Annotated in this window: 25 protein-coding genes; 15 read left to right on the top strand and 10 right to left on the bottom strand. The window is 35.0% G+C overall.

Going from position 1 to position 23,554, the window contains the following annotated elements:
• Positions 1-89: 89 nt before the first annotated feature.
• The 4 genes from LBU54_RS14040 (at position 90) to LBU54_RS14025 (ending at position 2,853) form a co-directional block, all read left to right on the top strand.
• Complete coding sequence (locus tag LBU54_RS14040) at positions 90-593, top strand: DUF4920 domain-containing protein (protein WP_224531313.1); 504 nt, start codon at positions 90-92, stop codon at positions 591-593.
• Positions 571-1,029 (top strand): hypothetical protein, encoded by a 459-nt coding sequence (locus LBU54_RS14035; RefSeq protein WP_224531311.1) that lies wholly within the window; start codon positions 571-573, stop codon positions 1,027-1,029. The genes LBU54_RS14040 and LBU54_RS14035 overlap by 23 nt, the downstream gene beginning before the upstream one ends.
• Before the next feature lie 3 nt (positions 1,030-1,032).
• A complete protein-coding gene (mnmD, locus tag LBU54_RS14030) occupies positions 1,033-1,719 on the top strand; it encodes a tRNA (5-methylaminomethyl-2-thiouridine)(34)-methyltransferase MnmD (protein ID WP_224531308.1) in 687 nt (228 codons plus the stop codon).
• Between the two features lie 228 nt (positions 1,720-1,947).
• The gene (locus LBU54_RS14025) at positions 1,948-2,853 is read left to right on the top strand and encodes a TIGR01777 family oxidoreductase (RefSeq protein WP_224531295.1); all 906 of its coding nucleotides are present in this window, start codon (positions 1,948-1,950) and stop codon (positions 2,851-2,853) included.
• 117 nt (positions 2,854-2,970) lie between these two features.
• On the opposite strand, the gene LBU54_RS14020 is transcribed toward LBU54_RS14025, so the two are convergent.
• The 6 genes from LBU54_RS14020 to LBU54_RS13995 all read right to left on the bottom strand — a co-directional run bounded on the left by LBU54_RS14020 (position 2,971) and on the right by LBU54_RS13995 (position 9,000).
• On the bottom strand, positions 2,971-3,705 hold the full coding sequence (locus LBU54_RS14020; RefSeq protein WP_224531279.1) for a hypothetical protein: 735 nt from the start codon (positions 3,703-3,705) through the stop codon (positions 2,971-2,973).
• A 104-nt stretch (positions 3,706-3,809) separates the two neighbouring features.
• Positions 3,810-4,598, bottom strand: a complete 789-nt coding sequence (locus LBU54_RS14015; protein ID WP_224531277.1) for a PhzF family phenazine biosynthesis protein — start codon at positions 4,596-4,598, stop codon at positions 3,810-3,812.
• Positions 4,599-4,722: 124 nt separating this feature from the next.
• On the bottom strand, positions 4,723-5,133 hold the full coding sequence (locus LBU54_RS14010; RefSeq protein WP_224531274.1) for a RidA family protein: 411 nt from the start codon (positions 5,131-5,133) through the stop codon (positions 4,723-4,725).
• Positions 5,134-5,346: 213 nt separating this feature from the next.
• Entirely contained in the window at positions 5,347-5,721 is a 375-nt protein-coding gene (locus LBU54_RS14005) for a GerW family sporulation protein (protein ID WP_224531271.1), read from the bottom strand.
• A gap of 10 nt (positions 5,722-5,731) precedes the next feature.
• A complete protein-coding gene (locus LBU54_RS14000; RefSeq protein WP_224531268.1) occupies positions 5,732-6,232 on the bottom strand; it encodes a hypothetical protein in 501 nt (166 codons plus the stop codon).
• A 128-nt stretch (positions 6,233-6,360) separates the two neighbouring features.
• Positions 6,361-9,000 (bottom strand): cation-translocating P-type ATPase, encoded by a 2,640-nt coding sequence (locus LBU54_RS13995; RefSeq protein ID WP_224531266.1) that lies wholly within the window; start codon positions 8,998-9,000, stop codon positions 6,361-6,363.
• A gap of 237 nt (positions 9,001-9,237) precedes the next feature.
• On the opposite strand from LBU54_RS13995, the gene LBU54_RS13990 reads away from it, so the two are divergent.
• Positions 9,238-9,870 (top strand): hypothetical protein, encoded by a 633-nt coding sequence (locus LBU54_RS13990; protein ID WP_224531262.1) that lies wholly within the window; start codon positions 9,238-9,240, stop codon positions 9,868-9,870.
• Here the strand turns inward: LBU54_RS13990 and LBU54_RS13985 are convergent.
• The 3 genes from LBU54_RS13985 to LBU54_RS13975 form a co-directional block, all read right to left on the bottom strand.
• On the bottom strand, positions 9,867-11,045 hold the full coding sequence (locus tag LBU54_RS13985) for an MFS transporter (protein WP_224531260.1): 1,179 nt from the start codon (positions 11,043-11,045) through the stop codon (positions 9,867-9,869). The two genes, LBU54_RS13990 and LBU54_RS13985, sit on opposite strands and share 4 nt — an antisense overlap.
• A gap of 149 nt (positions 11,046-11,194) precedes the next feature.
• Positions 11,195-11,971, bottom strand: coding sequence for an anti-sigma factor (locus LBU54_RS13980; RefSeq protein WP_224531257.1), 777 nt, complete (start codon positions 11,969-11,971; stop codon positions 11,195-11,197).
• A complete protein-coding gene (locus tag LBU54_RS13975) occupies positions 11,971-12,528 on the bottom strand; it encodes an RNA polymerase sigma factor (RefSeq protein ID WP_224531254.1) in 558 nt (185 codons plus the stop codon). Before LBU54_RS13975 ends, LBU54_RS13980 begins: the two co-directional genes overlap by 1 nt.
• A 129-nt stretch (positions 12,529-12,657) precedes the next feature.
• Here LBU54_RS13975 and LBU54_RS13970 point away from each other — a divergent pair, with 129 nt between their 5' ends.
• On the top strand, positions 12,658-13,170 hold the full coding sequence (locus tag LBU54_RS13970; protein WP_224531251.1) for a fasciclin domain-containing protein: 513 nt from the start codon (positions 12,658-12,660) through the stop codon (positions 13,168-13,170).
• Positions 13,171-13,337: 167 nt separating this feature from the next.
• On the opposite strand, the gene LBU54_RS13965 is transcribed toward LBU54_RS13970, so the two are convergent.
• A complete protein-coding gene (locus LBU54_RS13965) occupies positions 13,338-13,994 on the bottom strand; it encodes a YceI family protein (RefSeq protein ID WP_224531247.1) in 657 nt (218 codons plus the stop codon).
• A 147-nt stretch (positions 13,995-14,141) separates the two neighbouring features.
• Between LBU54_RS13965 and LBU54_RS13960 the strand changes: the two genes are divergently transcribed.
• The 9 genes from LBU54_RS13960 to LBU54_RS13920 all read left to right on the top strand — a co-directional run bounded on the left by LBU54_RS13960 (position 14,142) and on the right by LBU54_RS13920 (position 23,549).
• The gene (locus LBU54_RS13960) at positions 14,142-14,696 is read left to right on the top strand and encodes a nucleotide exchange factor GrpE (protein WP_224531244.1); all 555 of its coding nucleotides are present in this window, start codon (positions 14,142-14,144) and stop codon (positions 14,694-14,696) included.
• A gap of 60 nt (positions 14,697-14,756) precedes the next feature.
• Positions 14,757-15,869, top strand: a complete 1,113-nt coding sequence (gene dnaJ / locus LBU54_RS13955; protein ID WP_224531242.1) for a molecular chaperone DnaJ — start codon at positions 14,757-14,759, stop codon at positions 15,867-15,869.
• 245 nt (positions 15,870-16,114) lie between these two features.
• Positions 16,115-17,041, top strand: a complete 927-nt coding sequence (locus LBU54_RS13950; RefSeq protein WP_224531239.1) for an ABC transporter ATP-binding protein — start codon at positions 16,115-16,117, stop codon at positions 17,039-17,041.
• 2 nt (positions 17,042-17,043) lie between these two features.
• Complete coding sequence (locus LBU54_RS13945; RefSeq protein WP_224531236.1) at positions 17,044-18,366, top strand: ABC transporter permease; 1,323 nt, start codon at positions 17,044-17,046, stop codon at positions 18,364-18,366.
• A gap of 1 nt (position 18,367) precedes the next feature.
• A complete protein-coding gene (locus LBU54_RS13940) occupies positions 18,368-19,192 on the top strand; it encodes a mechanosensitive ion channel family protein (RefSeq protein ID WP_224531233.1) in 825 nt (274 codons plus the stop codon).
• A 34-nt stretch (positions 19,193-19,226) separates the two neighbouring features.
• Positions 19,227-20,090, top strand: a complete 864-nt coding sequence (locus LBU54_RS13935; RefSeq protein WP_224531230.1) for a DUF6268 family outer membrane beta-barrel protein — start codon at positions 19,227-19,229, stop codon at positions 20,088-20,090.
• A 3-nt stretch (positions 20,091-20,093) separates the two neighbouring features.
• Positions 20,094-21,257 (top strand): sigma-54-dependent transcriptional regulator, encoded by a 1,164-nt coding sequence (locus tag LBU54_RS13930; RefSeq protein ID WP_224531228.1) that lies wholly within the window; start codon positions 20,094-20,096, stop codon positions 21,255-21,257.
• A gap of 7 nt (positions 21,258-21,264) precedes the next feature.
• Positions 21,265-22,143, top strand: a complete 879-nt coding sequence (locus tag LBU54_RS13925) for a PPK2 family polyphosphate kinase (protein ID WP_224531224.1) — start codon at positions 21,265-21,267, stop codon at positions 22,141-22,143.
• 2 nt (positions 22,144-22,145) lie between these two features.
• Entirely contained in the window at positions 22,146-23,549 is a 1,404-nt protein-coding gene (locus LBU54_RS13920; protein ID WP_224531220.1) for a M20/M25/M40 family metallo-hydrolase, read from the top strand.
• Positions 23,550-23,554 lie beyond the last annotated feature (5 nt).

The following is a 23,554-nucleotide window of genomic DNA, read 5'->3' as shown; positions in this document are numbered from 1 at the left end:
ATACGGAATCATTACCGTTAAAAAAAGGTAAAATATCCTTTAATTTTGTAAATTTGCACCTCGATAGAAATCAATTAAATAGAAATAAAATGAAAAAATTAATCTGGGTTTTCGTATTAAGTATAGCTGTAATTTCATGTAAAAACGAAACTAAAACTGCTGCAGCAGAAGTAGAGACGCAAACTAAAGAATTGGCCTATGCTTCATTTGGAATGGAAATCAACGATAATGATGCCTTAACAACTGACCGTATGATGGAACATTACAAAGGTTTAAAGGCTGGTGATACTGTAAATGCAAAAATGAAAGGGAAGATTGTAGAGGTTTGTTCTAAAAAAGGGTGTTGGATGACATTAGATGCTGGCAATGATGAAACAATCATGGTTAAGTTTAAGGATTATGGCTTCTTTATGCCACTTAATGCAGAAGGTGACGTTGTAATTAATGGAAAAGCTTATGTTGCAGAAACTTCTGTTGATGAGTTAAGACATTATGCAGAAGATGCCGGAAAGTCTAAAGAAGAAATTGAGGCAATTACCGCTCCTAAATTTGAATATCATTTTTTAGCTGATGGCGTACTTTTGCAACAGTAGGATTGTTTTGATTTTTGGTGTTTTAGTTTTCGCTTTTCAAAGTTGTAAAGAACAAGAAAAGGTTGAGCAAAAAACCGTTGAAAAGAAGGTTGAATATGAGATGTACACACCTTCTGAAATGGCTACGTTTATGAATGCTATGTACGCCTATAATGTGCAATTAAAGCAACAAATTATCAAAGGAGAAACACCTGTGGTAATGCCTTTGGATCTCATGAAAATGCATACTGCAGAGATGAGCAATGGGCACGGAAGAACACCTGTCTGGAATAGCTTTGTTAATGTTTTTATTGAAGCACAACAATCGGTTGCAGATACCTTATCTAATGTTGATTTAAAGGAGCGTTATAACGATGCCATTAACAATTGTTTGGCATGTCATAAAACAGAGTGCACAGGGCCTATACCCAAGATTAAGAAATTGTTGATTCAATAGGTCTTGAAACGAAGGATTATTACAACTTCAGACGGTTCTAAGACTATAAAAATTGAAGATTGGAATGAGCAATACCATTCCATTCACGGAGCAATAAATGAAGCAAATCATGTGTTTATAAAACATGGGTTGCTTTTTTGTTGTTCAAAGATTGAGGCTATTCAATCTGCCAGTATGAATATCCTAGAAATAGGATTTGGTACTGGATTAAATGCATTTCTGACTTTAATTGAAGCCGAAAAAAAGCGGATAAATATCAATTATGTTGGTGTAGAGGCCTATCCTGTTTCCAGGCAGGAGATTGAGCAATTAAACTATGTTGAATTGACTTCGGAATCACATCGGTCATCATTTAAAAAAATGCACGATTCGTCTTGGGAAGTATCGCATCAAATATCCAATAATTTCAGATTAGAAAAACAAAAGAAGTTTTTTAAGGACATAAAAGATGAAAGCACTTACGATCTAATCTATTTTGACGCTTTCGGTGCTCGTGTCCAGCCAGAATTATGGACTGAAGAGATTTTTCAGCTTATGTATAGATCATTAAAGCCAAAGGGTGTATTGGTTACGTATGCAGCTAAGGGCAGTGTTAGGCGAGCTATGCAGACTGTTGGTTTCGAGGTAGAACGACTTCCTGGGCCTCCTGGTAAACGTGAAATGTTACGTGCGCTGAAAAGGCGCAAGTAACATTCAACGAACATAGTGAGCTAAATGCCTGTTTAGCAGAAAAGGCGCAAGTAACATTCAGCGCGCATGGTGAACTAAATGCCTGTTTAGCAGAAAAGGCGCAAGTACCATTCAGCGCGCATAGTGAGCTAAATGCTTGTTTAGCAGAACCAGTTGACTAAACGTTAAATCCAATTTAAATTCCATTATAGCGGTTATGGCCTTTAGTATCTTTGCCAAAAAAGATAAATGACCGTTTTAGTAACAGGCGCGACTGGATTAATTGGAAAGGAAATTGTAAAACAATGTCACGACAAGGGATATAATGTACATTATCTAACTACTTCAAAATCAAAATTAGCAAACGAAAAAAATCATAAAGGATTTTATTGGAATCCGGACGATAATTATATAGATCATAAATGTTTTTCTGGCGTTTCAGCTATAATTAATTTAGTAGGAGCTTCTATTTCTAAGCGTTGGACATCCTCTTACAAAAACGAAATAGTAGAAAGTCGCACAAAAACTGCTCGGTTGCTTCAAGATACTATTAAGACTCATAATTATAAGATTGATTACGTTGTTTCTGCTAGCGCAATTGGGATTTATCCATCAAGCTTTACAAACTACTATGAAGAAGATAGTGATGAGCAGTCGGATTCGTTTTTAGGAAAGGTAGTAGAGCAGTGGGAAGTTGCTGTTGACGGCTTTACAGCATGTGGTTGCAAGCTTGCTAAAATAAGAATAGGATTAGTATTGTCAGCTAAAGGTGGTGCGTTGGCAGAAATTGTTAAACCTATAAAATTAGGTGCTGGAGCATCTTTTGGATGTGGTAAACAGTGGCAAAGCTGGATTCATATTGAAGATCTCGCAGGTATATTTCTTTATGCCTTAAACAATAAATTAGAGGGAATATATAATGGGGTTGCACCAAATGCGGTAACAAATAAAGAGCTAACAAAAATGGCTGCGAAGGTATTGCAACGTCCTCTAATTTTGCCCAATATACCTAAAGTGGTTATGAAACTAGTGCTGGGTGAAATGCATATTTTGTTATTTGAAAGCCAACGCGTAAGTTCTCAAAAAATTGAAACCAAAGGCTTTTATTTCAAATATGTAAATTTAAAACCGGCATTGGAGGATTTGTTGTTGTGATTTAGTTTAAGTGAATTTCAAGTTAGGGCAAGCCTCCTAGATGATTCCAGGAGGTTTTTTTATTAAAGTCCATTTAGTTTTTCCAGTTTATTCTTGCTCAATATTTTGCTATAATTATTAATCACATAAATATTCATAAGATTCTTCTCGATTAATACATTCTGCGGTATAACCGTCCTCGTTATAGGAATATTCATTTTGGTCAGTATATAAGCTACTGTTTACATTCAACACATTGTTATTTGAAAAAAATCTTGGTTCAGGAAGGTCATAAAAGAAAAATGTATGAAACGTGATATTTTTCCACGGATTGTTGTGATCATCATAGGAGTATGTCACATCATTTGTCAATTCTGATGAGTTGTCATCATTTATAGTGTAATACTTTACATTGATAATATTTCCACTCGAATTATAATAATAATCAGCAAAACGAATATTATATAGCAGACCATCGTAAAAGTCTTGCTTTACTCTTATTCTATTTGAATTGTATTCAAATGTATAAATGTTGTAAGTACCGCTATTGTAATAGTAATTTAACTGAACTAGTCTTTGATCATTATATTTCATGGAGACTAATGGATTCAGCTGACTTGTACCACTTTCATTAATTATAGTAGAGTCAACAGAAATACCAATGATATCAAAAGTTTGAGTGGTACCAACTGTTCGTTTTATCTGTAGTATCTTGTTTTGATTGTAAACAAATTCTAACTCATAAACATCACCTGAAATTTTTTTGATTTTGCAGGTGTCAGAAATGGTTTCATTATCACCAGATGTATCATCTTTTGAGCAACCACAGTAAATTATGGCGAAACTAATTAATATTAATATTCTTCTACTCATAGTATATTTTGAAGTTTTAATAGCACAGAATTTATTCATGTTTTTTCAACCAACTGTAACCGATAAGGCGATAGAAAATATAGTCATTATTAAAGATAGTTTTTCTATTTTATATTTATAGTTCCAGACATATAAAGCTTACCATGTCCACTTATTTCAACTCTAGGTTTTACATACTTGCATTTTAGATAACCTCTTCTATCTGACAGTTGTATGGCGGTCATTTCTAATTTACCTAGTTTTTTTGACCAGAAGGGCGTTAAGGTTGTATGTGCTGAACCTGTTACTGGATCTTCATTAATACCACATTGTGGCGTGAAAAATCTAGACACAAAATCAACTGTATCTCCTCTTGCCGAGACAATCACGCCACGACAGTCGAGCTTTCCGACTTTATCGAAATATGGCTTTAAGTTCTTAATATCATTTTCATGTTCATATACTAAAAGCAGGTCTGATTTACCTTTATACGCTTCTACAGGATTAAGGTCAAAGGCATCGAGCATATCTTGTGATAGCTCTATCTCTTCCGTTAAATCTTCTGGAAAGTTAAGGGTAAGCAAGTCTCCTTGCTTCGTAACCGTAAGTTCACCGCTATGTTCAGAATAAAAATGAATGGTATTTCCTTCATGATTTTCTAGATGGAACAATACAAACGCAGTTGCTAGTGTAGCGTGGCCACACAAGTCAACCTCTAGTGTGGGTGTAAACCATCTAATGTTGTATCGATTTCCTTCTTTTACATAAAATGCGGTTTCAGAAAGGTTGTTCTCCATGGCAATATCTTGTAATATGTTATCACCTAACCATTCTTTTAAGGGACAAACGGCTGCCGAGTTACCGCCAAAAACCTCACTTGTAAATGCGTCTATTTGATAAATATTTATATTCATTAATTTTGGTTTTATCTCATTTTTAATCATCAGATGTTATGGTAAAAACACAAACATCAAAAACAAGCCTAAACAAATAAAGTTATATTTAACTCTACTAACTATGCCGATTAGATTTGGTTTTTTATTCTTCAGGTATAAAAGCAATACCATCTATTTCTACTAAAAAATCTGGATGAACTAGTCCTGCGACAAATACTACCGTGATTATTGGTTGCTTTGTACTTTGTCCTAAATATTTTTGGGAAATCTGAAATCCTATTTTGGCATCTTGGCCTTGTAAGACATAAATGTTTAACTTGATAAGATGTTTAAAATTTGCTTTGCATGCCTTTAAGGCAATTTCCAAATTCTTCATTATTTGATCCGTCTGCTGTGCAATTTCGTTTTTACCTATTAATTCATGATTATCATTAACTGCATTTTGTCCACCAATATAAATTGTTTTTCCATTCCCCTTAGTTGTTACAATTTGGGAAAAGGATGGACTCTTAAAAAGTCCATTTGGATTAATATGTTCTATTTTGCTTTCCATTTTTTCTAACCATTGTTTTCAGTTTAATAATATGAATATTATAAACACAATGAAACTGTTAATTCTTTATGCTTTAAAAATACCCATAATTTAAGCACAATAGACTTGTTACAGAATTTAAAACAAGCTCCTTGAATTTTCAAGGAGCTCATCTTAACAAACGTCATGAAGAAACTTATCGTATTAATTGGTTTTTGATAGCTGTTAGGTCTTTTAATTGGCCATAGCTTCTTTTTCTTTGGTTCTATTGGTCGCGATTTTTTCAATTAAGTCTGGAACTTTTTCAAAAGCTGCAGAAAGACCGTGAGCTTTACCAGCTTCTATAAACGAGATATTATCACCTCTTGTAACTAAGAAACCAATAGGTTCGATACCCATTCCCGCTCCAGCACCAAGTCCTTCACCTCTGCCACCTTTGGCTTCTGCTCCTTCACCTCCTCCAGAACCAAATCCCATTCCTATTTTTATAACTGGCACACATTTAAATTCGCCCAATTCAAATTCTTTGCCAACTACAGTTTCGGTATTGGCCTCTGTTTTCATAAAGTCAGTAATTCTTCCTAATAATTCTTCAAAATGTAAATCCATGATTAAAATTTTAAATGTTAATATATGATCGTATAAGTCGTATAGGTTTGTTTTCAACAACTAAAACCAAAGTGTTCTGTCCGGTAAAGTTTATATGAAAACCACCTATGTAAAAATTCAGAAAGGCAAATGCAGGATAAAGTTTTGCATTGCCAATACAATCTCCTGTATCTAGATTAAGATAAAACTGCTTTATCTTAAATGTTCTTATAAGTCTTACGATTGTTTTAAACTGAAAGCGATTCTTGGATGGTTTTTTCTCTACAGAACTTGTTTTTTTGGTTGCCTTAGGTCTTTTTGTTTTTAGAGGGTGTAAATAAAGCTCAAATCCGAGAATACGCATCTGGATTTTAAAGACCTCTTGGTCATCTGCTAAAACAGAAGCGCTTATTAGTCCTTTTAACCGTACCGAATAATTATTGGTTCTTGTGTCAATGACAAGTAAAATTGGCACAAACAGCAGATACAAAACTAACGTCAGAAGGATAATGAAAATAATGGTGAGAACCATAATCTAAAGTTTGTTCAAAGGAACTTAAAGGATTACGGCAATACAATGATATTCATCAATTTAAAAACAATTTAATCGTTATTTAATAACGAGATTTTTTTGAGGAATAAATTCCACAGTATAATCTACTAGACTGTACCTCCCAAACGTTTAATTAATTGAATTAATAGTAATGAGCTCATGCCAAAGACACAAACGATTATAAACTGCTCAACTGTTATTTTTACTAGAGAGAGTACGGTTTGAAGAATTGGCATATAGTAGGCAATTACAACAATTAATAAAGAAAGCGCTATGGCTATCCAAACCCAAAGGTTTGTAGTAACTGCATTTTTGAAGAATGAAAATGAGCGGTTAGGCATATTAAAGACATTTATTAGCTGAGCCAAAACTAGTGTATAAAATGCCATATTATTTACCACTTCATATGACCATGATTTTATAAAATGTGCGTAAATGGTGACCCCAAGGACTACTGCTGTTATTGAAAGGCCATAAATAAAAGTGGAAATCCAAAGCTTTTTGGATATAATGGGTTCATCTGGATGTCTAGGTGGTTGTTCCATTATTCTAGCATCACCTTTACCCATGCCTAGAGCTAAGGCAGGAAAGACGTCTGTTACTAAATTTAGAAATAGAATTTGCAATGGTAGCAGAGGCAATGGCAACTTAGACAATGAAGCAATAGAGACCGCAATAATTTCAGCTAGATTACAGGATAACAAATAGACTACAAAATGCCTGATGTTTTCATAGATTGTGCGTCCCTGTCGGATGGCTAATTCAGTTGAAGTAAATTTATCGTCCATTAGAATTACATCTGATACTTCTTTAGCTGCTTCAGTGCCGCGAATGCCCATCGCTATGCCAATATCTGCTTTCTTTAAAGCAGGAGCGTCGTTAACACCGTCACCAATCATACCAACAACAGCATTGTGTTTTTGGTAGAATTCTACTAAATCTAGTTTTTGGCTTGGAACCATTCTGGCAAAAACCAAAGCATTCATAATTGCTTTTTCTTGTTCCTCGTCTTTCCCTTCATAACTTTCTAATTCCGAACCTCGGATAACACTTGCTTCACTGTTGTTTATAGATAGCAATCCAACTTCTTCGGCAATTTTGCGTGCGGTATTAGGATGGTCACCAGTAATCATAACTACTTTGATTCCAGCGTTTTTGTAGGTTTGTATAGCTTGTTTTACATCTTCGCGTGGTGGGTCAAGAAATCCAATACAACCAACAAAAGTAAGGTCTTTTACAAGTTCGTTCTCAATAGGTTTTATATTGGTTTCACGATAGGCAAAGGCCAACAGTCGCAATCCTGTGGCAGCAAATTTATTTATATCCTCATTCCATTGGTTCTTGTTTTTAATAGGCTGGATACCATTATTCCCTAAAATATATTTACAAGAAGACAGTACTTGTTCTATAGCGCCTTTAACACAGACAATATAATTGTTCTTAAATCGGTTAAGTGTAGCCATTATTTTAGTATCAGTGTCAAAAGGGATTTCTGCTAGCCTGGGATACTTGTTTTGTATTTCAATAGGGTTATAATCTATTTTTTTAGCAAAATCTACTAGAGCATTTTCAATAGAATCACCATTGGACAAATTGTCCTCGCCATTATAATTATTACATAGAACAGCAACTCTAATTAGATATTTAAAAGCATCATTTTCTTTTATTTGATCACATTGTGTTTTGATATCCCTATTAGTCCATTGGTTATCATTCAAAATGATATGATGCACACTCATTTTATCTTCTGTGAGTGTTCCTGTTTTGTCAGTACAAACAATAGTAGTTTCTCCAAGGGTCTGAACTGCCTCTAGTTTTTTAATTATCACTTTTTGCTTAGACAACCTCACCATACCTCTTGCTAAGGCAATAGTTGCAACTATAGGTAAGCCTTCAGGTATTGCTGCGACTGCAAGAGCAATGCCTATTTTAACCATAAGGAATAAATCTCTACCCTGAAAATAGCCACTAATTGTAATTATGATGGCTAATACTAATGTAAATAAGATGAGCCATCGACTCAGTTTGTTAAGGCGTTTTTCTAGAGGTGAATGCTCTTTTTTGGCTTTTTGAGTTAAGCGGTTGATCTCTCCAATTTCGGTATTACTTCCAATAGCTGTGACAATTGCTTTTCCGTAGCCTCTTGCTATAATGGTACCACTAAAAAGCATGTTTTTACGTTCTGCCAAGATTGAGTTTAAAGGGATTACATCATTGCTTTTTTCAATTTGATTACTTTCTCCTGTGAGCACGGCTTCTTTTGTTGCCAATCCTCTGTGTTCAATAATACGTGCATCGGCAGGTACTACATCTCCTGACTGGAGAAGTATGATGTCCCCAGGAACCAAAAAACGAGCTTTTATTGATTTAATCTTGCCCTGTCTTAAAGTATTGGAAACGGTCTGCGCAATTTTTTGAAGTGCTTCAACGGAACGTACCGCTTGGAGCTCCATAAAAAAACCAATCATAGCAGTAAGTAAAATTACTGCCAGTACAGCAAAACCCTCTACCCATTCTTGAAATGCGAAGGCCAAAATCATAGCAACACCTAAGACATAAATGATAGGATCAAGAAATTGTTCAAAAGCAATGCGCCATGCGCTTTTGGTACGATCTTCACTCAACCGATTCATACCATAAGTCGCTCGACGTTTTCTGGCTTCTATGGTCGATAATCCCGTATGGGGATTCACGTTCATTTTTTGAACTACTTCTGTAACTGGTATGGCATGAGGGTTTTTCATCATTGTTGCCAATTTCGGTGGTTACTGAATATTACCCTAGCTTTTAAGCTAGGCCTATCAGCCCAATATCCAAAAGGGCTTCTTGTTGTGTTTTCTCAGGTTCGACTTCGGTAAATTAAAAATGGCTTCCGTTTATAAATTCGCTCTAAGTACGTCAATAAATTGAAATCTCTAAATGATTTAAGTCATTGATTATAATTATTATAAGGGTTTATTTTAATGTATATCATTCATAAAACTGTGTCTAAATCCTCATATAATAGCAGGCCAAAATACATTCTAATCCCATTATTTGGAATGGGTCTCTTTGTGGTGCTATATATTTTAGCATCGCTAAATTACCCTGGTGGATCTTGGAACGATGTTAATCATAAAGGTTTTAGTTTTTGGAACAATTATTTGTGCGATTTACTGGATAAATATGCTATCAATGGCGCATTGAATAGTGGACGTTATTATGCTAGAGCTGCCCTAGGTGTTCTGTGTTTGAGTTTATTATTCTTATGGCTAAACTTACACAAACTAGTCACTGAAAGTATAAATACCAAAATTATGACCTATTCTGGTGTATTGGCTTTATTAACAACATTTTTCCTTGCTTCAAATACGCATGACATTATAGTACGCATATCTGGTGTTTTTGGGGTTGTGGCAATTCTAAGCTTGACCGTTGAGCAGTTTAAAATGCATTATATTAAACTCGGATTACTAGGGGTAACCTGTATTGTTATTTTTTTGATTAATTACTATGTCTATGAAACGGGATTTTATTTGAAATGTCTACCCATTATCCAGAAATTCACTTTTGCTGCTTTCATGGTGTGGTTCTCAATACTAAATGCTATGCTCTACTGCAAAAGCGATAAGGTTTAAGTTGTTTTAGCTTTCTTTTCATACAATGCTATTAAACCTAAAATAGGTCCAATTGCTAAAAGCGTATAAATGTATGTAGGATTAATTATGCCTTGTATTACATTAAGGATTTGGATACTGATAATTGTTATTGAGAAACCAATACAATTTACAATTGTAAGAGCCGTGCCTTTTATTTCTGCAGAAGCATTTTGGGCCACTAGAGTTGAAAAAAGAGGTGAGTCTGCTATAACCACCATTCCCCAAAAAATGAGAAAACCAATAAATAATTCTACGGAATTAGTCATAAAGATAAGAGGTGAAACTAGGCAACATAAACATGAAAAGAATAATGCCATGCGAGCTACTTGTTTTGTTCCGAATGTTTGAGAGATATACCCTCCAATAATACAGGCCAATCCACCCATACCTATGACTATAAAAGACAATAATGGAATTTTAAGTGTTGCTTCGGGGTGCACTACTCCATAAGTAGTTAGTATAATGGGCACAAAAGCCCAAAAGGCATACAGTTCCCACATATGTCCAAAATAACCGAAAGCGACAGAACGAAATTTCCGATTTCGAAACACGCTAAAAAATGCAGTTGTATTTAGTGCACTTACGGCTTTTCTATATGGGCCGTTGGGAACTAATAGTACCATAAGGACACCTCCAGTTAGAGCAATAGATGACGTGAGAAATAGAACGGATTTCCAAGGAAATGCTTCAGTGATTTCTTTTGCCAAATGAGGAAAGGCTGTACCAATAACCAATGCGCCAACTAAAAAACCAAGAGACTTGCCGAGTCCTTTTTCATAATAATCGGCTGCTATTTTCATTCCAACTGGATAAATTCCTGCAAGAAAGAAACCCGTAGTGAAGCGAAGCAGGAGAATACTTGCCAAATTATTTTGTTCCCATATTATCCCAATATTAAATAGGGAGCCAAAAATGGCACAAGTTAAAAACACTTTTGAAGGCGAAAAACGGTCGACAATAGTTAAAATTGCAAAAATCAGTGTTCCAAAAATAAAACCGAATTGGACGGCAGACGTTAAATGACCTAATGCACTTGTGTTTAGATTAAAATTTGCGATAAGTTCATTCATTATACCATTTCCTGCAAACCAGAGAGAAGTACAACAAAATTGAGAGAATACAATTACAGGAAGTATCAGCTTAGACTTTTTCAATTTTGGTTTTTTAATTCAATCTAGAGTTTTGATTACCTACATTAAAGATCACACAATCTCCTGCAATTATAGTTATAATAGACTATGGCTTATGACAAATAAAAAAATGAAAAAACAATCTTTACGATACATTAATGAACCTTTTTATCTTAGTTAAGATACACATTGGTCACCAACCGTGATACCGTAGGATGGTCGTTACCACCAGCAGCTTCTATGGTTATGTTTAAGGATTCTGCTTGGTCTATATAATTCATAGCCAATAATTTTTCGTTTTTAGATATAACACCCATATTTATCATTTCACCTTCTACATCTGCCCACATTTGGTAATCATGGTCGGCATCCAATTCCGGTAATTTTTCTGCATTAATTACAACGGACTTTGTAGTATGGTTAACATAGCTTATCAATTTACCTTCTGGCATCAAGGCATTGCCCTTAAGAATATATTGTTCTGTATCAGGATGTGAGAGTGTTGCAAATAATGCGTTGTTTCTGTTTAAGTTGTTGTTTAGTTGGTCTATGGTATTGTTCAACTCGCCATTTTTAGATTCTACTGTTTTTAATTGCTGTTGTACATCGTTAAGTTGTGAATACATCCAAAAGCTTCCTATGAGTAATAAAGTGGCGATACTCGCTGCAACTCCTAGTAAGTACCTTGCTTTTTTTGAGGAATCATTAGTGTTAGAGTTTGATGTGCTTGCAACAAATTGCATCAAATTTGACTTTACCTGTACTGGTGGTGCGATTGCGTTCTCCAATCCTAAGGTTTCAAAATCTTTCTCAATGGCATATAATTCGGCCTTTAATTCTGAATCAGAAGCAAGAACCTTCTCAATTTCTGCTCTTTTGTTCAGATCAAGTTCTCCGAGCACATATTGCTCTAATAAACCATTTTCTAATATCATCTTCTTATCCATCATCACATCACATTTAATATCAGTATGACCATGCTAATCAATTCACTGTAAGACTTTCTAAGTAATAGCAATGCTTGTCTAACATATGATTTAAACGTACCAAGAGGTACACCCATTACCTCATGTGCCTCCCTGTGGGTTAAACCTTTAAAATAGACTAATTCTATAGCATTTTTATGGTGCGTCTCTAACTTAGACAAAGCGCCTTTTAGTTCTAAAAAATCAGGGTCTAAACTAATTGTATCGTCCTCTTTATTTTTATATACACTTAAATCTTCGGTTTGGATGAGTATGTCTGTTTTTCTCAGAACATTTAATACCTTGTTTTTCGCAATACGGTAAATCCATGTGTAAAATCTACCCTTGTCTGCATTGTATTGATGGGACTTGTCCCAAACTGTGATAAATGTTTCTTGAAGTAAATCCTGTGCCTTACTTTCATCTTTAACCATTTTTAAGATTACACTGTAAATAGCACCAGAATATTTGTCGTAAAGCATAGATAGGGCACGCTCATCCTTATTTTGAAGTTGTCTAATGAGCAGTGTATCGTTTTGCATGTCTGTTAAAGATTTCCCAAAAATAAAGGGCTACTCATCTGTAGCCTTTTTGCTATTGTAAATATAAATGAAAGCACTTCAAAATTAGAACAATAGTGCATTTAATTGTATAACCAATAATTTAAAATTATGAAAAAGTTAGTTTTTATTTTAACAACGTTTGTAGCGTTATCATTTAACCAGACTGCTACAGCACAGAACACAATTGTTGACGCAGCCGTTAGCAATGAAAATTTCTCAACATTAGTAGCAGCTTTAAAAGCAGCCGATTTAGTAGGTGCCTTACAAGGCGATGGGCCATTCACAGTATTTGCACCAACAAACGATGCTTTCGCTAAAATAGACCAAGACGCATTAGCAAACCTATTAAAACCAGAAAACAAAAAAGCTTTAACAAACATATTAACATACCACGTTATACCAGCAAACTTAATGGCGAGTGATGTAGTTGCAGCATTAAAAAAGGGTAATGGAAAAGTAGAGGTAAAAGCATTGAACGGTACAGTATTAACTGTTATGCAAAAAGATGGAAAGATTTGGTTGAAAGACCAAGCTGGTAATTACAGTGAAATCACAGCGACAGATGTTAAAGGAAGTAATGGAGTGATTCACGTAATTGATACTGTAGTAATGCCTAACTAGTGAGTTTTAGTGTATTAATAGATAGAATCATTACTGCAGTGCTATTAATTGACATTTTGGTTGATGGTGGTTGATTAATAGCAGTAGCAATATGAATAATGTTGCTATGAAAAAGAAAAGCACTTACCGCTTGGTAAGTGCTTTTTATTTTGGATTAATTTGAGAAGTTAAGCTTTATTAGCTACAAGAGTAACTTTAAGCTCAATTTCATCATTGATGAATTTATCGCCTAAGTTATCAAAGAATGATTTTGAACCATACTGAACATTCCACTTTGAACGGTCAATTGTGAATGTTTCACTAGTTAATTTCATCATGTCCCCTTCCATTGAAGTGGTAACAGGGATGCTGATGTTATTTGTTTTTTCTTTCATTGTTAAGTTACCAGAGAGCATTGTTTTTCCTTCTTCAGTAGAGATGCCAGTTACTTCAAATTTTGCAGTTGGGAATTTCTCAACATCAAAAAAGTCTGCACTAGTAAGGTGACCTCTTAGCTTAGCATTACCTTCATCTTCAACGGGAATATCGGTAACTACAATGCTATTCATGTCAATGGTAAAGTTACCGCTTTCAATTGCATCACCATTTACACTTACCATACCTTCTGATATAGATATTGTACCAGTGTGTGAGCCTGTTGGTTTGAATCCTTTCCACTCAATCATAGAGTTTTCAGAGTTTGCTTGGTAAGTTACCGCAGTTTCCTTCGCAACAGCTGCCTCTGTAGCTTCAGTTGTCTCAGCTTCCTTTGCTTTATTATCACCACAGTTTGTAAACGAAACTAGGGCAATAACTGTAAAAATTTTAAAAAATTTTGTTTTCATGATAATGTGTTTTCTGTTTTAGTTTGCAAAAATAGGGATAACTTATACCACGTAGTTATAAAAAAATGTTAATGACAATTTGACATTATAATAAGAATGGCAGTACTTTTGCCAATTCTAAATCAAAGATTTAAAAACACAGCTCAAATGAGTAAAAAAGATAAAAGTAAAAAAGTAGAGGATCCTCAGATAGAGGATACCGCAACTGCAACGGCAGAAGCAGATGTAGAAACAAAGGAAGAAACAAAGTCACCAGAAGAACAGCTTAAAGAAGAGTTAGCATCTGAGAAAGATAAATTTATGCGCTTGTTTGCAGAGTTTGAGAATTACAAAAAACGCACAACAAAAGAGCGTATAGAACTTTTTAAAACCGCCAGTCAGGATCTAATGTTGTCCTTATTGCCAATTCTTGACGATTTTGAACGTGCTTTAATGCACATTGAAGAAGATAAAGAGGCAGAAGAGCTCAGAAAAGGGGTTTTATTAATTTACAATAAACTGGTATCTACTTTAGAACAGAAAGGATTATCAAAAATAATGGTCGAAAAAGGTGATGTATTTAATGCTGATAATCATGAGGCTGTTACCCAAATCCCAGCTCCAAGCGATGATTTAAAAGGTAAGATTATTGATGTTATCGAAAAGGGCTATAAATTGGGAGATAAGGTAATTCGTTTCCCAAAAGTGGTCATAGGACAGTAAATTTTAAGACCTTCAAACATTAGCAATTAAAAATTCACCCAAACCATTCGGGTCAAAAATATGAAAGAAGACTATTACGACATCTTAGGCATAAGCAAAGGCGCTTCAGAATCTGAAATCAAAAAGGCCTATCGTAAGATGGCATTAAAGTATCATCCAGATAAGAATCCAGATGATAAAGAAGCTGAAGAAATGTTCAAGAAAGCAGCCGAAGCATACGAAGTTTTGAGTAATCCTGAAAAAAAAGCTAGATACGATCAATTTGGTCATCAAGCCTTTGAAGGAGCAGGTGGCTTTGGTGGCGGTGGCATGAATATGGATGACATATTCAGTCAGTTTGGCGATATATTTGGTGGTGCCTTTGGAGGTGGTTTCAGTGGATTCGGCGGAGGTGGCAGACAACGTGTTGCCAAGGGAAGTAATTTGCGCATTAGAGTCTCACTAAGTTTAGAAGAAGTTGCTAATGGTGTTGAAAAGAAAATTAAAGTAAAGCGTAAGAAACAAGCACCTGGAACTACCTATAAAACGTGTACCACATGCAACGGTTCGGGACAAGTTACTAGAATAACCAACACTATTTTAGGTAGAATGCAGACTGCTACAACGTGTCAGACCTGTGGTGGCTCTGGACAAATCATCGATAAAAAGCCTGCCGATGCAGATGCACAAGGTATGAAAGTAACGGAAGAAACGGTTTCTGTTAAGATTCCTGCAGGTGTAGTAGATGGTATGCAACTCAAAGTTACTGGTAAAGGAAATGACGCACCAGGCAATGGTATAGCAGGAGATTTATTGGTATTAATTCAAGAAGAGGAACATCCAACCTTAAAACGTGAAGGGGATAATTTGCATTACGATATGTATGTTAGTTTGCCTGATGCTGTTCTGGGAACCTCAAAGGAAATAGATACCGTTACCGGAAAAGTTAGAATAAAGATTGAAGCAGGTGTTCAATCTGGTAAAATATTGAGATTAAGAGGGAAAGGTATTCCAAGTATCAACGGATATGGTAAAGGTGACTTATTGGTACACGTAAATGTTTGGACCCCAAAGACTTTAAGTAAAAAACAGAAAGACTTTTTTGAAGAGATGAAAAACGATGAACATTTTGAGCCTAAACCGGAAAGTTCTGATAAATCTTTTTTTGAAAAGGTAAAAGATATGTTCTCGTAAAACAGTCTCGTTTAATAAAAAATATTATCTTTGACTTATCGCTAATGCTAATTAGCGGTAATTTTTCTTTTTCATAGCAATTTTTTCCCATCCTTATTTAGTTATAAGGGTGGGTTTTGTTTTTATAGTAGAGTGAGTAAAATAAATTAAGCCAAACTGCTCTAATTTGTATTACTTAAAAATCATTAAACTATCTTACATTTAATATATTTACGTTCTAACCAAAATATAAAAAACCATACCTTATGAGCCACTTATTGGTTGCTGAATCCGTATCAAAGAATTTCGGAGAATTTAGAGCACTTAACAAAGTTTCTATAGCTGTACCCAAAGGTAGTATTTTCGGGCTATTGGGACCAAATGGAGCAGGCAAAACAACACTGATTAGAATTATAAATCAAATAACCATGCCAGATGATGGTAAGGTATTTTTAGATGGTCAGCCTCTAAGACCAGAGCATATTAAGGATATTGGTTATTTGCCTGAAGAGCGCGGGCTTTATAAATCAATGAAGGTAGGCGAACAAGCACTGTATCTTGCACAGCTTAAGGGCATGCCAAAGTCAGAAGCAAAAAGCAGATTAAAGTATTGGTTTGATAAACTAGAAATAGGAGATTGGTGGAACAAAAAAATTCAGGAACTAAGTAAAGGACAAGCACAAAAAATTCAATTTATTGTTACAGTTTTACATCGGCCAAAACTTTTAATTTTTGACGAACCGTTTTCTGGGTTTGATCCTATCAACGCAAATCTCATAAAGGATGAAATTCTAAAATTGAGAGAAGAAGGAGCAACAGTCATATTCTCTACTCACAGGATGGAGTCTGTCGAAGAACTTTGCGATCATATTGCGTTAATACATAAGTCCAATAAAATACTTGATGGGAAACTTAACGACATTAAATATAAATTTAAGACCAATACATTTGAAGTTGGTTTGCAATCCATTAATAGCCAGGAGGTTTTATCAGATATCAAAAAATCCTTTGAAGTATTACCAGCAACCTTCAAGAATTTACATGATGATATTAAGCTTAATATTAAAATTGACGATAAGACGTCACCTAACGATTTGTTGTCATTCTTAACTTCAAAGGCAGAAGTGCATCATTTTGTTGAGGTTATCCCAACTGCAAATGATATTTTTATTCAAACTGTTCAAAGCAATTAAAAATGAATCATCTACCCCTTATAATACAGCGCGAATATTTAACAAAGGTTAAAAATAAATCCTTCATAATTATGACGTTTTTAAGTCCCTTAATTATGATTGCACTTATTGCCGTTGTCTCCTATTTAAGTCAAATTAACAATGATAAAAAACGGACAATTTCGGTATTGGACGAAACAGGTTACCTGACCGATATTTTTGAAAGTACCGAAAATACAACGTATCTAAAATTAAATGGATTGAACTTAAAGGATGCTAAAGAAATTGTCAAAGAAAAGGAGGATTATGGGCTATTACACATTGCTAAGGTTTCTGCTGTAGAAGAAATAAACGATAATATTAAATTTTATTCCGAAGAAGCGCCTTCGCTAACCGTAATTTCGGGACTTGAAAGAAAGATTGAGAAAAAACTACGTGAAATAAAACTGCAAGAGGATGGTGTATCGTTAGAGCAAATTGAAGCGTCCAAAATCTATATAGATATCTCACAGGAGAGTTTTGAAGGTGAAAAAAGCTCAAAGATTGACAATGTTGTAAAATTGGCTTTTGGAGGTATAGCCGGTTACCTTCTATTTATGTTTATTATCATTTATGGAAACATGATTATGAGAAGTGTCATTGAAGAAAAAACAAGCCGTATTATTGAGGTGATAATATCTTCAGTCAAACCCATTCAGCTTATGATGGGTAAGATTATAGGTACTTCTCTGGCAGGAGTCACACAATTCGCTATATGGGTTGTTTTGGGTGGTGTTTTGCTGGTAATCGTGTCTGCTATTTTTGGTATTGATATGGCGCAGGTAAATACGCCTCAACAGGAAATTGTTAATCAGGCAATGACAGGGCAAAATGCGGACCAAGCTCAAGCTATGGCAGAAAACATCTTAACAGCTATTAGCAATTTACCAATGACCAACTTGGTTATTGCTTTTATCTTGTTTTTTGTTGGTGGTTATCTTTTATACAGTTCACTTTATGCGGCTATTGGCGCAGCTGTTGATAATGAGACAGATACGCAGCAATTTATGCTACCAATATTAATGCCACTGATTTTGGCGGTTTATGTAGGTGTTTTTACTGTAATTGAAGATCCACATGGAACAGTTTCTACAGTTTTTTCCTTCATACCGCTAACATCACCAGTAGTTATGCTTATGCGTATTCCATTTGGCGTGCCGCTTTGGCAACAAGGTTTGTCACTATTGCTTTTAGTTGGCACTTTTATATTAGCGGTTTGGTTTGCTGCAAAAATTTATCGTGTTGGTATTCTTATGTATGGTAAAAAGGCGTCTTACAAAGAATTGTTCAAATGGTTAAAATACTAGTATGGAAGGTTTAAACGAGTTATTAAAATACAGGTTTACCTTTACAGATAACATTTCTATATCGGTAAAAGGTCTCCTGTTTGTAATCCTTGTTATCGTTGTAACGTCAATAGTTTTGCGACTTTTCAGACGTATTCTTACTAGAAATTTACCAAAAGACGACAGGGCAAAATTTGATACTGTTTTTTCTTATGGTAAATGGATTGTTTATCTCATCTTCCTTCTAATAACACTTAATGCCATTGGTTTTAATGTCACTGGTATTCTTGCAGCTTCAGCAGCGTTACTTATTGGTGTTGGTTTAGCCTTGCAAACCTTGTTTCAGGATATAATTTCCGGTGTTTTTATTTTATTGGATCAAACGGTTCATGTTGGGGATATTATCGAGTTAGATGGTAAGGTAGGAAGAGTGGAAGAAATTAAGCTTCGAACGACTAGGGCTGTAACTATTGATAATAAAGTACTAGTTATTCCAAACCACTTATATCTTACAAATTCACTGTTTAACTGGACCCAAAATGGCACACTAACGCGGGAGCACGTTACTGTTGGCGTAGCCTATGGTAGTGATGTGCAGTTAGTAAAAAAATTGTTGCTACAAGCTGCAAACTCTCATCCTCAAGTTTTAGATGTACCTGAACCAATTGTTGTTTTTACGGATTTTGGAGATAGCTCCTTGGACTTTATGTTAATTTTTACGCTGAACGATAGTTTTAAAGCAACATTTCCAAAAAGTGACATCAGATTTGAAATAGATCGATTATTTAGAGAAAATAATGTAACTATTCCGTTTCCACAGCGCGACGTTCATATTAAAAATCAATAATGAGTAAATGATTAAATGGCGGTCAAAATGTTTAGTGCTTCAAGTAATTTTGATATTTTGTTGCACACATATTGTTCAGGCCCAATTAACGGATTTAGCTAAACTAGAATATTCGTTTATTCCTAGTAGCAGATCAGAAGACCAATACACCAGATTACGAGCTTCACTCAATTATCCTATAAAAATTAAAGACACCGATTATTTGCTAGTTGGTGGTGAGTACAATAGAATACTACTAAACCTTGAAGATGAGTATCCCTTTAATACGAATGAGTTAAAAATCCTTCATGTTATCGATTTTAACTTAGGCTATACTTTTAAATGGAATAACGATTGGCGACTTGGGTTAACTGTTAACCCGAGAATTGCATCAACTTTAACTACTACTCTAAAAGGAGACGACTTATTTTTAAATGGTGGTATATTTGCAATCAAGGATAGAACGGATGCTACAGATATTGAACGTCCATATCGGTTGGTCTTAGGATTAACCTATAATACAACTGCTGGTATACCTTTTCCATTACCATTTGTAAGTTATTATAGAAAAGTTAATGCGAAATGGTCGTTTAATGCCGGAATACCAAAATCTAATCTGAAGTATTTTTTTGATGAAAAAAATATGCTTCAATTATTTTCAGGTTTAGATGGTTATTTTGCAAATATTCAGCAACCAATTGATGTTAACGGTCAATTAGTAAATAACATTTCACTTTCTGTTGCTGTTGCAGGAGTTGGGTATGAATATTTTTTTACTAAGAACCTTGTAGCATATACCTATTTTGGGTATACGTTTAGACTTAGAAATGTGTTAAGGAATAGGGATAGAGAAGAAATATTTGGGCTAAATGAGCTTAATGCCTTTTATTTGAGAACAGGAATAAAATTTAAAATATAAAATATGTCAAAAATTTTAATCATTGAAGACGAAGCGGCCATTAGAAGGGTTTTGGTAAAAATACTGTCAGAGGAAAATGACACTTACGTTGTTGATGAGGCTGAAGATGGATTAGTCGGTATTGAAAAAATTAAAAAAGATGATTTTGACCTTGTTTTATGTGATATAAAAATGCCAAAAATGGATGGTGTCGAAGTGTTGGAAGCGATTAAAAAAATAAAACCTGAAACACCTGTTGTTATGATCTCAGGACATGGTGATTTAGATACAGCAGTAAACACCATGCGTCTTGGCGCTTTTGACTACATATCGAAACCACCTGATTTAAACAGGTTATTAAATACCGTGCGTATAGCCTTAGACAGAAAGGAGCTTGTAGTTGAGAACAAAAGGCTTAAAAAGAAAGTTAGCAAGAACTATGAGATGATTGGTGAAAGTGACGCTATTGAACGCATAAAGGATATGATTGATAAAGTAGCACCGACCGATGCAAGGGTTTTAATTACGGGTCCAAACGGAACGGGTAAAGAACTTGTGGCGCATTGGTTGCACCAGAAAAGCAATAGGTCAAAGGGTCCAATGATCGAGGTGAATTGTGCAGCAATACCGTCAGAATTAATAGAAAGCGAATTGTTTGGGCATGTTAAAGGTGCATTTACTTCGGCAAATAAAGACAGAGCAGGTAAGTTTGAAGCTGCCAATGGTGGAACCATTTTCCTTGATGAAATTGGAGATATGAGTTTGTCTGCGCAAGCAAAGGTATTACGTGCACTTCAAGAAAGCAGAATACAACGTGTAGGTAGCGATAAAGACATAAAGGTAGACGTACGAGTTGTTGCTGCAACCAATAAAAATCTTATGAAAGAGATAGAAGAGGGTAAGTTTAGAGAGGATTTATATCACAGGCTTGCGGTAATTTTAATTCAAGTACCTGCGTTGAACGATCGTAGAGAAGATATTCCACTTTTGGTAGATTATTTTGCCGATAAGATTTCTCAGGAACAAGGAAATGCAAAAAAGGCATTTTCAGAGAAAGCACTTAAGTTGTTACAAAACTATGACTGGACGGGTAATATTAGAGAACTGAGAAATGTTGTAGAACGCTTAATCATTTTAGGTGGCAAAGAAGTTAGTGAAAACGATGTGAAATCGTTTGCATCAAAATAATTGATATATGAATACTATAAACATTGAAGACTTTCTAATTTCCGGTAAAATAAACATTAAGGAATTACCAACTAAGTATAATTTAGACGCTGGTAAAAAGACTATTGAAAAGGAATTACGGCAAGTCAGTGAAAATCTTGCCGATATCCAAAATACTATGTATGCGCATGGAAAATATGCAGTGCTATTTTGTATTCAGGGTATGGATACCGCTGGCAAGGATAGTCTTATCCGAGAGGTTTTCAAGGAATTTAATGTTAGGGGAATTGTGGCGCATAGTTTTAAAAAACCTACCCCACTTGAGTTAAAACACGATTATCTATGGAGGCATTATATCGCACTGCCAGCTAGAGGTAAGTTTGGTGTTTTTAATAGAACCCATTACGAGAATGTGCTAGTAACTCGTGTACACCCCAATTATTTAAAGTACGAGAATATGCCTGATATAAAATCAGTGAAAGATGTGACAGATAAATTCTGGGACAGGCGTTTTGAAGAAATAAATAATTTTGAAAAACATATTGCTACAAATGGCACTATAATTTTTAAATTCTTTCTAAATATATCAAAAGAGGAACAAAAAAACCGTTTGCTTCGCCGATTGAATAAACCCAATAAGAATTGGAAATTTTCTTCAGACGATTTAAAAGAACGCAAACTTTGGGATAAATACCTGGCGTGTTATGAAGATATTCTAAATCGCAGTTCTAAAGCACATGCACCTTGGTTTAATATTCCTGCAGACGACAAACCAACTGCCAGATATATTGTAGCAAAAATTTTATATGATACCTTAAAAACCTACACAGATATTAAGGAGCCAGAATTACCAGAAAAAGAAAAGGCAAGTATTAGTCTTTATAAACAAGAATTAGAAAACGAATAACTATGCGAATCATAAAGTATTTTTTCATTTTTTTAATAAGCGGTCTATTAAGTTATGCCCAAACTGACGAGGAAGTTGTAAAAACTATTTACAATACCTCGTTAACCAATGGAAAGAGTTATGAGTGGTTGGATTATTTGTCCAATACAATCGGTGGAAGATTGTCGGGCTCAACTAATGCACAACTCGCTGTTGACTATACAAAATCAGAATTAGAAAAATTGGGCCTAGACAAGGTTTGGTTGCAACCTGTAATGGTCCCAAAATGGGTTAGAGGTGAAAAGGAAATGGCCTACTTTCAAACCGAAGAATCTTTTGAACGCATAAATATTTGTGCTTTAGGTGGCTCAATCGCAACTCCTGAGGGTGGTGCAGAGGCAGAAGTTATAGAAGTTAGTACATACAAGGATATTGCAACACTAGGTGAAGAAAAAGTTAGAGGTAAAATAGTCTTTATCAATAGGGCCTTACAACCAGAATTAATAAATACGTTTGAAGCTTATGGTGGTTGTTCTTCAGAACGTTACCGAGGTGCTCAAGAAGCAGCCAAATATGGTGCTGTAGGAACAATAGTGCGCTCTCTAAGCTCAAGACAAGATGACTATCCGCATACAGGTAGCATGAGTTATGGCGACTTACCAGTTGAAAACCGCATTCCTTCAGCTGCGATAAGTACAAACGATGCTGCGAAATTAAGTGAAGCTTTAAAGAAGCATCCTAATCTTAAATTTCATTTCGAACAAAGTTGCCAGCAATTTGATGATGTAGTGTCTTATAATGTGATTGGTGAAATAACGGGCTCTCAGTTTCCAGATGAATATATCCTTGTAGGGGGTCACTTAGATTCTTGGGATTTAGGAGATGGTGCTCACGATGATGGTGCTGGTGTAGTGCAGTCAATGGATGTTTTACGTTTACTAAAAGAAAGTGGTATTAAGCCAAAACGAAGTATAAGAGTTGTTCTTTTTATGAATGAGGAGAATGGTTTGAGGGGTGCAAGAAAATATGCAGAAGTTGCCAAAGAAAAGGGCGAAAATCACATTTTTGCTTTAGAAAGTGATGCAGGCGGATTTACACCAAGAGGTTTTTCGTTTAATACGAACGAAGCCAATTTTAATCAAGTGCTAAAATGGAAATCCTTGTTTAAGCCTTATTATATTCATTATTTTGAGCTCGGTGGGAGTGGTGCAGATGTGAGACCTTTGCAATCAGAAGGTAACGTTGTTGCTGGTTTAAGACCAGATTCACAACGTTATTTTGATCATCATCATGCGGCAAATGATACCTTTGAGCATGTTAACAAACGTGAGCTCGAATTAGGAGCAGCAACAATGACGTCTCTAGTGTATTTGTATGACAAGTATGGTGTAAATCCATTACCAGAGCAAAAGAAGATAAAAGATTAGTTTTT

The organism is Winogradskyella alexanderae, from assembly GCF_020166335.1.
Lineage (GTDB): Bacteria > Bacteroidota > Bacteroidia > Flavobacteriales > Flavobacteriaceae > Winogradskyella > Winogradskyella alexanderae.
Note: the sequence above shows the minus strand (reverse complement) of the source record. Positions and strands in the feature narration are given on the sequence as shown.